8 protein-coding genes are annotated in these 10823 nt (G+C 73.0%); 2 read left to right on the top strand and 6 right to left on the bottom strand.

The genetic code is table 11. The features are described from left to right. Window positions 1–86 precede the first annotated feature (86 nt). From OG917_RS09500 to OG917_RS09485, 4 genes are all read right to left on the bottom strand, one after another. Window positions 87–1166 carry a PDR/VanB family oxidoreductase gene (locus tag OG917_RS09500; RefSeq protein WP_328317121.1) on the bottom strand — a complete coding sequence of 360 codons (1080 nt, stop codon included), beginning with the start codon at window positions 1164–1166 and terminating at the stop codon, window positions 87–89. 1 nt (window position 1167) lies between these two features. Beyond that, a complete protein-coding gene (locus OG917_RS09495; protein ID WP_328317120.1) occupies window positions 1168–2052 on the bottom strand; it encodes a metal-dependent hydrolase in 885 nt (294 codons plus the stop codon). Window positions 2053–2155: 103 nt separating this feature from the next. Continuing rightward, complete coding sequence (locus OG917_RS09490) at window positions 2156–4081, bottom strand: hypothetical protein (RefSeq protein ID WP_328317119.1); 1926 nt, start codon at window positions 4079–4081, stop codon at window positions 2156–2158. Window positions 4082–4163: 82 nt separating this feature from the next. Then, window positions 4164–7262, bottom strand: a complete 3099-nt coding sequence (locus OG917_RS09485) for an alpha-N-acetylglucosaminidase (RefSeq protein WP_328317118.1) — start codon at window positions 7260–7262, stop codon at window positions 4164–4166. Between the two features lie 380 nt (window positions 7263–7642). On the opposite strand from OG917_RS09485, the gene OG917_RS30625 reads away from it, so the two are divergent. Continuing rightward, a complete protein-coding gene (locus OG917_RS30625) occupies window positions 7643–7723 on the top strand; it encodes a tryptorubin family RiPP precursor (protein ID WP_371540459.1) in 81 nt (26 codons plus the stop codon). An 81-nt stretch (window positions 7724–7804) separates the two neighbouring features. Then, window positions 7805–8857, top strand: coding sequence for a cytochrome P450 (locus OG917_RS09480; RefSeq protein ID WP_328317117.1), 1053 nt, complete (start codon window positions 7805–7807; stop codon window positions 8855–8857). A gap of 23 nt (window positions 8858–8880) precedes the next feature. On the opposite strand, the gene OG917_RS09475 is transcribed toward OG917_RS09480, so the two are convergent. Both OG917_RS09475 and OG917_RS09470 read right to left on the bottom strand, forming a co-directional pair. After that, complete coding sequence (locus tag OG917_RS09475) at window positions 8881–9528, bottom strand: response regulator transcription factor (RefSeq protein ID WP_328317116.1); 648 nt, start codon at window positions 9526–9528, stop codon at window positions 8881–8883. After that, entirely contained in the window at window positions 9492–10784 is a 1293-nt protein-coding gene (locus OG917_RS09470) for a sensor histidine kinase (protein ID WP_443058931.1), read from the bottom strand. Before OG917_RS09470 ends, OG917_RS09475 begins: the two co-directional genes overlap by 37 nt. Window positions 10785–10823: the final 39 nt, after the last annotated feature.

Raw genomic sequence — 10823 nt, 5'->3', positions numbered from 1 at the left:
GACAACGTTGTCAACGACGTGAGGATGCTCCTCCTGCCGATCCGGGGTGTCAAGGCTCCCCGGGCCACAGGGCCCGGGGAGGCCCGCTACAGATCCAGCACCAGCCGCCCGTCCCGCGCCCGGGACACGCAGATCAGCATCGAGTCGTCCCGCTCCGCGTCCGTCAGGAGCTCGTCCCGGTGGTCCACCTCGCCGTCGACGACGCGCTGTTGGCAGGTGCCGCAGAAACCCTGCTCGCAGGAGTACGGCACATCCGGCAGCTCCGCGCGGACGGCGGCCAGCACCGTGGACCCCGGCGCGACCCTCACCGTGCGTCCGGAGCGGCGCAGCTCGACGTCGAAGGCGGCCGTGTCCGCAGTGCCGGTCAGCGGCGCGAAACGCTCCAGATGGAGCGCCGCCCCGGCCGGGAGCGCAGCCGACACCGCTCCGAGCAGCCCTTCCGGGCCGCAGCAGTAGTACGCGGTCCCCGCGGGGTCCGCCGAGAAGTCCAGCTCGGGGAGGCCCTGTTCGTCCTGCGGGACCACCGTCACCCGGTCCGCCCCGCCGCCGAGTCCCCCGGCCTCCGCCAGGAACGGCATCGAGCTGCGCGTACGCCCGCAGTACACCAGCCGCCACCGCGCGCCCGCCGCCTCGGCCGCGCGGAGCATGGGCAGCAGCGGCGTGATCCCGATGCCGCCCGCGACGAAGACGTACGAAGCGGCCTCGACCAGGGGGAAACGGTTGCGGGGGCCGCGGATCTCGATTCCGGCGCCCTCATGGAGCTGTTCGTGGACCTCCCGGGAGCCGCCCCGGCCGTCCTCGATCAGCCGGGTGGCGACCGTGTACGCGTCCCGGTCGGCCGGGTCCCCGCAGAGTGAGTACTGGCGGACCAGCCCGGAGGGCAGCACCAGGTCCAGATGGGCGCCCGGCGTCCAGGCGGCGAGCCGCTCGCCCGACGCGCTCTCCAGCCGGAGCCGCACCACGCCGTCGGCCTCCGCGGTGCGCTCGGTGATCAGCAGCCGCCGGCTGACCGTCCGGTGACGGCCGCGCCCCGAGACCGGGACGTCGAGCGCGGGCAGCGGCCAGAGCGGCGACGCGGCGATACGGCGGCGCAGGGCACGCTTGGCCAGCAGGGCCGCACCCGCGACCAGGGCGACCGTGCGGGCGCGGGGCAGGGGCGGCGCCATCTCAGCGGCCCCCGTTCGCGGCGGGGGAGTTCGCGAGGTAGGCCACGGCCTGCGCTGTGCTGCCTTCCTGCGAGGGGTGGTAGGTGCGGCTCAGATAGCCGGGTACGGACCGGGCGATGGCCCCGGTCGTGGGAAGCAGGCCCTGCTTGCCGCGCCGGTGGTAGGCGCGCAGCGTCGCCCTGCCGTCCTCCAGCAGCGGGTCGTTCTCCATGAAGAACCTGACGCCGCGCTGCCAGAGGAAGACCAGGGCGGAGAAGGCCGTCGCCCAGGTGCGGACCCGGCGGCGGTATCCGCCGTCGATGTGCTGGAAGACCTCGAAGGCGACCGACCGGTGTTCGACCTCCTCGGCGCCGTGCCAGCGCAGCAGATCCAGCATCGTGGGGTCGGCCCCGCGCCGGTCGAGCGCCTCCGCGTTGAGCACCCAGTCCCCGAGGAAGGCCGTGTAGTGCTCGATCGCCGCGATCGTCGCGACCCGTTCCTTCAGCCACCACCGGCTCGCCCTGCCGGGCGGCAGCGTCCGGTCGCCGAGCAGCTTCTCGAAGAGCCAGTCGACCTGGGCGGTGTACGGGGCCGGGTCGAGACCCTGCGCCGCGAGATGGGGGAGCACGTCGTCGTGCGCCTGGGAGTGCATCGCCTCCTGGCCGATGAACCCGATGACGTCCTCGCGCAGCCGCTCGTCCCGGATCAGCGGCAGCACCTGCTTGTAGACGTGCACGAACCAGCGTTCGCCCGCCGGAAGCAGCAGATGCAGCACGTTGATGGTGTGCGTGGTGAACGGATCGCCGGGCACCCAGTGCAGAGGAGTCGCCTCCCAGTCGAAGGAGACCTTGCGGGCCTTGAGCGCTATGTGCTCCGAAGCCACCGGGGCGGGCTGCGTATTAGACATGGCGTCAATGTACCGACGGGTACGTCCGAGGAACAGGGCCTTGCGGCGCGCGGTTCGCCCGAGTCCGGTCCGACCCGGGGCGGAGCTCCCTGTCCGTGTCCGGTCACGGCAGCGTGCTGACCACGGTCCCGTCCGCCAGCCGTCCGGTCAGCCTGGCCTTCGCGCCCCGGCCCGCGGGTACCGCGAGGAGCCGCCCGGCGGTGCTGCCGGTCGCACCGCCCGTCGTGGCCAGCGACGCGAACTGCGAACTGCCGGCCCCCAGCACGTACCACTGCCCGCCCGGCGACTTCCACAGCACACCGGCCAGCGCCCTGGGCTGCCGCTTGCCGCACGCCGGGGTGTCCTCCGCGCGGGCCACCACCGCATCCGGGGCGGTCTCCTCGCCGCCGGGCGCCCTGAACTGCGCCAGCACCAGAGCTCCGGCGCCGCGCCACGTCTGTGCGCGGGTGCAGAGCCAGGCCGCCCGGCCGTCGGCCCCGGGCAGCTGCTGGGAGGCGAACTGCCAGGAGTTCACCGTGCGTACGCCGTGCGCGCGAGCGGCGGGGAGCAGGCATGCGGTGTGCGCCCAGTCCGCCAGGTCCGCCGGGCCCGTCGCGTCGTGCGGCGCGGCCGGCGGGCCCGCCAGCAGCCGCGCCGGGGGCAGCTCGCCCAGGTCGGTCACCAGACGTGTCCCCGCTCCGTCGCGCAGCGCGAGCGCGTTCCACGAGGCGCAGGTGCGGCCGGAACCGGCGCCGGGCACCGGGTCGGTGACCCCGTCGGCCGAGCGGGCCAGCGGCCGCACCCCCGCGGCCGGGTCGAGCAGGTCCCGCACCCCGGCATCGCGTACCCAGGGCGCGGTCAGATAGCGGACGTTGCCGTCGGTCCTGCCGACGACCAGCGCGTCCGACGCGTCCTCGCCCGCGCCGTCCACCCGGGCGAAGTCCAGCGCTGCGCCTCCGCCGCCGTCCTTGGCCTCGGCGTACCGCACCACCCGCAGACCGTCGTAGAGCAGCACGACCACGGCGTCGTCGACCCCGCCCGCGTACAGCAGCTGCGGTGCGCCCATCGGGGGGCCGGCCGGGGTGCCGGGGGTCGCCGAGACCTGCACGGAGTCGCCGGGGCGGTCCCAGGCGGCGAGCGCGCGCCGCAGCAGTACCGGGTCGCCGGTGCGGTCGCCGCGGGCCGGCCAGACGGAGAAGTCGGTACGGTCCGCCGTCCGCCAGGCGGCCGGGGCCACCCGGGACAGCTTCGCGGGATTCATGGCCTGCCCGGACACCGGCCCGGGGGCGACGGCCGGCGCCGCACCCGGCCCGCCGCGCAGCCCGCCGTCCGGCAGCGCCAGCAGCGTCCCGCACACCAGGACGGCCGCCGCCGCGGCCAGTGCCCCCCTGCAGCGCCGCCTGCGCCGCGGCAGATCGGTGGGCCTGGCCTGGAGCGAGCAGGGGTCGAAAGCGGCCGATGCCAGCAGCCCGTACTGCGCGGGCGTACCGTCCGCCCGGCCCAGCGCCGTTCTCGGGTCGGCCACCCCGGCGGCCTCCAGCACCCGCCGCACCCTCGTGTCGTCGAGTCCTTCGAGCCCGCGCAGGGCGTACGCGGCGCGCGCGGGGCCCGAGAGGGCGGAGAGCCGCTGGTCCAGGGCGAGTTCGTCGGCGCCGCCGGACCGCGGGAACAGCCGCAGTCCCCAGACCTGCGGCAGCAGCGGCGGCAGCTGGGCGCGGCGGGGCCAGGCGTTCCACCGCCGGGGCCGCGCGACTTCCAGAGCCGCCGCGACCACCCGGATCCGTACATACGCGTAGGCCGGGTCGCAGTCGTCGGCCCGGCGGGGCGGCGGCACGGGCCCGGAGCGCCGGCCCCGCGGCAGCGCACGCTGTGCCAGGGCGTGTGCCGTCAGCACCCGGCGGTTGCGGCCGAGCGAGGGCGGCAGGATCAGGTACGCCAGCCTGACCAGCCGGGGGTAGTGCTCGACGAGCGCGGCACCGGCCCGCCCCGCGTCGACATCGGGTGCGGACGCATCGGGCACGGGGCGGCGGGTCAGATCGTGTGGCGGCACGTTGAGCAGAACGAGCCAGCAGGGGGGTTGGTCACCGGAGGCCTGCGGCCCCGCCCGGGGCCGCAGGCCTCCGCCGCGCGGCTCAGCCCACCGACCACCCGCTGAACTCCACGGTCCCGCGGACACCGTTGCCGCCGTTCGTGGCGCTCATGAAGATCCCGGCGTCCTGGTTGCCCGCAGTGCCGGGCACGGTGACGGTGGCGACCGTCCGCCAGCTGCTGCCGCCGTCCACCGAGCAGGAGCCGGTGTACGCCGACCCCGCCCGGGAGAGCCGCAGTGCGACCGGTGCCTTGATCCCGGTGAGGCGCTTGTAGGTGTCGAGGGTGCCGTCGCCGTTCGTGTCGTACGAGAGCACGACGCCCTGGCCGGGTGTCACCGCGAGGTTCAGGAACCCTGCCGCGCCCGGGGCCGCCAGGGAGTTGCGCACGACGAGCCCGCACCGGGCCCAGGCCCCGGTGTCCTCCTGCGCGTCCACCTGCACGGTCACGGTCGCACCGTCCGTCATCGCCCCCGCGCGGAACGCGGTGCCGAACTGGGTGGTCCCCTTCCACAGGTCCTGTCCGCCGCCGTTGATCGCCAGCCGTCCGCCCAGCTGCCCGAACACGGCGTCGTTGCCGTTGTACGTACGCCACCCGGCGTCGAGCGGCCCTGCCACGTACACCGCGCTCCGCTCCCGCACGTCCACCTGCTTCCCGCCCTGCGGCCCGAAGCGGGTGAGGAGGGTGTAGGACATCGGGCGCAGCGGGGCGGTCAGCGGTTCGGAGGGCGCTGTGACCTGCCAGGAGACCGAACCTGCGGCGCCGGGGCCGACGCTGTCCAGGGAGGTCCCGCCCTTCGGCGCCGCGTCCAGGCCGGTCAGCGTGAAGTCGACCGGTCCGGTCGCGCGCAGTCCGTTGAGATTCCGGAACCCGGCCGTCACCGTGCCGGTGCTGCCCGGGGTGAAGGCGACGGGCTGGGCGGAGACCGTGGCGGCGCCCTGGTACGGAGCGGTGGCCAGGGTGTCGTGGACCCGCTGTGCGGTGCGGTACGCGTCGCCGGTCGCCCTGACCGGGTACGCGTCCGTCCGCCGGGTCCAGGTCTCCTCGTCCGGGTACCAGTCGAACGTCCGGGCGTCCCGGCCGTCGGCGAGCGCCGCCGCCAGCTCGTCCAGGTACGCACGCCACTGCGGGAGGTGGATGTCGGAGAGCAGCCCCTGCCAGTCGCGGTTGGCGTAGTTGCTGAGGTGGTCTGCTGCGGCGCGGTCGCCCCAGGTGGTGATGAGCGTGCGGGCCGTCCACTCCAGCTGCGCCACCTCGGCCGGATCGGTCGCGAAGCGTTTCGCCTCCTCCAGCCAGGGGCCGAGCAGGAACGCCCCGTGGCAGCCGGCCAGCGTGTCGGCGAGGCCCATCAGCTTCAGCCAGAGCGCGGACAGCGCGCGGAACGTGTCGGTGTCCTTGCCCAGGTAGGCGGCGCGCAGTTGCGGCAGCAGCATCCGTCCCCGGTCGGCGAGCGCCTGCCGTCCGAGGTCGGTGAGGTCGTAGCGGTACGCGTCCGAACCGCGCAGCGGCGCGGCGACGTTCAGCAGGGCGGCGAAAGCCCTGTCGAACCCGGCGGTGTCGAAGGCGGACTTCACCGAAGCGGTGAGGCTGGGCCTGCGGGCGAAGAGCGAGTCGACAGGGCGGCCGTCGGTGGTGGTCAGCTGGTACGCGGTGGTCGCGAGCGCGGCGAACGCCGCTTGTGCGGCGGGGTCGTCGCCCCCGTAGCGCACTCCCGCGTACCGGGCGAACCACGCGGATCTGTCGATCTTCTCGGTGCGCCAGGCCAGTTCGCTGAAGAGTTCGAAGGCGGCCGGGTCCCGCTCGGCGGCCTCCGGCATGTACGCGGTGCCCGCCAGCGCGCTGCCCGGCTTGTCGCGCCAGGCCGTGAACTTCTCCGTCCAGCGGTCGGTGTCGGCGCCGATGGTCGTACGGCCGCCGAAGTCGGGGATGGAGCCGAAGGCGTACGGGACGCCGGCCCAGTCCTTCTCGCGGTCGGTGACGGTGTCGATGTCGGAGAGCCCGTCGACGATCAGCACCCGGTCGGTGTCCACGGCCCGGAGCACGTCGGCGCGCGGGTTGGCGCCCCAGCCGAGGATGACCCAGGTGGCGCCGGGGTGGGCGGTGTGCAGGGAGGTCTCGACGGCCCGCGCGGCGTCGGCGACCGGGACGGGGCCCGCGGTGCCGCCCTCGTGCAGCAGGTCCATCTTGAAGTGCGAGGCCTCGCCGAGGAGTTCGCTCTGGTGCCGGTAGAAGGCGGCGGCCACCCGGCCGAACACCTCGGTCCTCGGGTCGAGCCAGTCGGGGCGCCGCAGGCCGTTCCAGCTGCCCTGCGGGACGACGTCGGCGCCTGGGTTGCGGCCGGGGAAACCGTCCGGGACGGTACCGAAGTAGCCGGGGAAGACGGGGTGCATTCCCAGTTCGCGCAGCCGGTCGGCGATCTGCCGGCCCAGTGCGGCGCGCCGGTCGATCAGCGCGGCGGAGAGCGGGCCGCCGTACCCGCTCATGTTCTGCAGGAGCCACCACGGCTGGTGCGAGGGTGCGGGCAGCCACGCCCGGGCCTCCGCGTCGGAGTACCCGAAGTCCTGGAGCAGCCGGTGGTAGACGGCCTCCTGGCCGGTCGTGACGAGGACCTCGTTGCAGCCGTGCAGGGCCAGGACGTCGATCGTCCGCTCCCAGTGGGCCCAGTCCGCGTACGGCGCGGTGTAGCCGTCATGGGTGTCGTTGAGTGCGAAGCGGTGCGGGACGGTGGCCGACTGCTGGACGGCAGTGCCGGGGGCGGGCAGCTGACGCCCCAGGCCGAGCTGCGAGGTGTTCCACGAGATGTGCGCCCGGCAGACGTACTTGAGATACCAGTGGACGCCCGTCAGGGCGACGGCGGGGCCGGTGGCCGCGACCTCGATCCGGCCCGCGGATCCGGTGACCCGGAAGCGTTCCGGCCCGGTGAGGCCGGTGAGCGTGAACTGGTCGGCGTGGAGCGGCAGCAGCCGCTTCAGGGCCGCGCGGGCCGGACCGGTGTCCAGTGGCTCGGGTGCGGCGGCGGAGAGACTCCGGGGGGCGGGCGGTGCGGCCCCGGCCGCCGCGGCAGGGGTCTGCGCGCCGATCACCGCGGTGGCTCCGACGGCTCCCGCGGTGCTCAGCAGCGTACGTCTGGACAGCTCGTGCATCGGCACTCCTCTGTATTGCGCGTCACTGCTGCTGACGGTCCGTCCGACGACAGTTGCATGCGTTGCGCACGGTAATGACGAGGAGGGGGCGGAGCAATGGGCCACACACGTGTGTGGGCGGAAGAGCGGTCCGGTTCCACCTTTCGGCCCGCCCGACTCCAGGATTGGCGGCGGGCGGGGCTGGGTATCGCAGCGATCTGAAATGGGCGGCTTTCGCTCCGTACGTCGTTGTTCAAGGTGCGTTCCGGATGAAACATGTAAAGTGCCCGAACGGTGGGTGATCTGCGTTACATTGACGTACCAATTCTGCTGGGTTTCACTTCTGCCGCCGGGTTCACAAATCTGGCTCGGTCAGTTCGCCGTCAATCGGAGGTGCTGTCATGAAGCTTATTCATTCACTCAAGAACAAGATCAGGCCCGAGAAGAGCCTGAAGTCGTACGCCTGGTACATCTGGTACTGATCTGCGCGTTGTTCACCCGCACCCGGTGGGGCCGTTCAGCGGTCCCGCCGGGCGCAGGCCTCTTGCTCCGGGAGATCTCCGATGAACATTTCCGGTACGGACAGGGGTGCCCGGACCACGGTCTTCACGCCGAGAATCGACGACCTTCTGCGCACGCACCGCGGTGCGGAGGCATTCCGTCTGGATCCCGGGACCGTAGGTGTCGCAGGGCCCGAACTGATCGATGAAATACTCCGCAGCAGACCTGCCAACGAATTCGAGCGGCCGACATTCAAGCCGCTCAAGGGAAGGTCCATCACAAGACCGGAATCGTCCGCGCTCATGCGGGCCATTTCTCAGGACGTCAAATCCGCGCTGAAAAAGCCGGAACGCGGAACGGTCGATCTCTCCGGAGAATGGCCGCAGGTGGGCCATGTCTATCTGCGGGATCTCGTTTTCGGCGCCGACCCCGGCCGATACCGCGTACTCGTGGACCGCAGGCTGGAATTGACGACCGCGCTGACCTGGGCCGTCATCGGAACGGGCGCCGCCCTGCCCGGCGGCCCCGGCCCCGGCGCGCCGGTCTCGCACCTCGCCGCGCTCACCGCGGAGGCAGGGACCTACGCGGGCCGGCGGCACGCCATGGGGATGTACCGGAGGGCGGCGGCGCCCGTCTGTTTCACGGTGTCCACGCTCGTCGCCAACGCGCTCTGGCTCGGATCGCCCTTCGCCGACGACGTGTCCAACCGGAACATCCTGCTGGAGACCCTCAGACTGCTGCCCCCGTCGTGGAACCTGCTGCGCGTGGCCTCACCGGAGTTCGCCGCGCTGGACGAACGGATCGGCGAGCGGGACGACGTGCTGATGCTGCCCCTGCTGACCCACCGCTCCCCGGCGATCTGGGACGACCCCGACGACTTCCGCCCGGACCGGTGGGACGGGGCCGACCCCGACGACCACCCGGGATATCTGCCCTTCGGCCACGCCAACGAGCGCTGCTGGGGACGGCACATGGTGATGCCGCTGGCCGAACGGCTGCTGGATCTGCTGCGGGCCGGTGACTTCGCGGTGGCCCCTGACCAGACATCGGCACGGGTCCCGCTCGCGGGTCTGCTGGGAGTCACCGGAGTACGGGTGACCCGTCAGCCGCGGTAGCCGTACCGGGCCCGGGGCCGGCCTCAGCCCCGGTCGAGATAGGCGAGCACCGCGAGGACCCGCCGGTTGTCGTCGTCCGACACCGGCAGGCTCAGCTTGCCGAAGATGTTCGACGTGTGCTTCGCCACCGCCCGCTCCGTGACGACGAGTTGGCCCGCGATGGCGGCATTGGACCGCCCCTGGGCCATCAGCTTCATGACGTCCAGCTCGCGCGGGGTGAGACTGCCCACCGGCTTGTCCTGGGCGCGCCGCGACAACAGCTGCTGGATCACCTGCGGGTCCATCGCGGTACCGCCCCCGGCCACCCGGCGTACCGCGTCGATGAACTGGTCGGCGTCGAACACCCGGTCCTTCAGGAGATATCCCACGCCCCCGGTGCCGTCGGCCAGCAGCTCGCGGGCGTACAGCTGCTCCACATGCTGCGACAGCACCAGGACCGGGAGCCCGGGCCTGGCCCGGCGGGCGGCGAGCGCACACTGCAGGCCCTCGTCCGTCTGTGACGGCGGCAGCCGGACATCGACCACGGCGACATCGGGCCGCAATTCCGCGAAGGCCCTGGTCAGTTCGGGCCCGGTCCCGACCGCCGCCGCGATCTCGAATCCGTACGCCTCCAGCATCCGGACCAGGCCGTCCCTCAGCAGGAAGAGGTCTTCGGCGAGGACAACACGCACGGGATCTCCATCGTCACCATGGTCGGGCCGCCCACCGGGCTGTTGACGGCCAGTACGCCGTCGAATGTACCCAGTCGGCGCTGGATTCCGCTCAGCCCCGAACCCGCCCCCGTCGAAGCGCCCCCGCGGCCGTCGTCGGTGACCGATATCCGCAGCATCCCCTCCACGTGGTACACATCGACCTGGATCCGGTCTGCCGCCGCATGCTTGACGGCGTTCGTCAGGACCTCACTGACCGCGAAGTACGCCGCCGATTCGACGGGGGCCTCCGCGCGGCCCGGCAGGTCGACCTCGACCTCGGTCGTCACGGGCAGCCGCAGCGCCAGCGCCCTGACGGCGTCACCCAGCCCCCGCTCGGCGAGCACCGGCGGATGGATGCCGCGCACCAGGTCCCGCAGTTCGCTGAGGGCCTCGGCCGACGACGCCCGGGCCATCGAGAGCACCAGCCTCGCCTGCGCCGGGTCCTTCTCGATGAGCGCCTCCACGGTGGAGAGGTTCATGCCCATCGCCACCAGCCTGGCCTGTGCGCCGTCGTGCAGATCCCGCTCGATCCGGCGCAGCTCGGCGGCCGACGAGTCCACCGCGTCGTGCCTGGTCTCGGTGAGCCGGTCGATGCGTTCGCCCAGCTCGGCCTCTCTCGTGGGGATCAGCCAGGACCTGGTGATGCCGAAGTGGACGCGGATCAGCGACGGCCCGAAACGCAGCCCGACCGCGATCCAGCCCGCTCCGACCAGGGCCGCGAGCGCCGCGGTGCCCCAGCCGTCCACCCGGACGAACTCGTACCAGTACCCGCCGCCCGCACGGACGACCGGCTTCCACAGGCCGAGCAGCAACAGCACGCCGAAGAGCCCTTCGCCGAACAGCGACGCCGGCAGCAGTGCGGTGGCCGCGCCCGCCGTCATGTCGATCAGCAGCCAGCGCAGATCGCGCCAGGTCGTGGGGGACTTCACCAGCATCCAGCAATGCCCGGCCCGGCCGGCCACGCCGGGCCGTCGCTCCGGGAGCGGCCGGTGCGCGACCGGTATGCCGGTGCCGGTCCACGTCGCCGCCAGCAGCCGGCGCCGGTCGGCGTGCGAGCGGATCAGCCCGAGCAGCGCCGGCGTGGTGAGGACACCGACACCGATGGGGATCAGACCGATCGAGACGACCGTCAGGGTGAACAGCGTGATCGAGCCGATCAGTGACATCCCGCCCAGCGCCAGCCCCCGCGCGGCCGCCACTCCGGCGTCGCGTGCCCTGGTCCCCGTCATCGGCATCCCTCTCGTTCCCGGCCGGGTGGTCGCCGGCCGTGCCCC

This window comes from Streptomyces sp. NBC_00388 (assembly GCF_036061255.1).
Lineage (GTDB): Bacteria > Actinomycetota > Actinomycetes > Streptomycetales > Streptomycetaceae > Streptomyces.
This window is presented reverse-complemented; position numbering and strand designations above follow the sequence as displayed.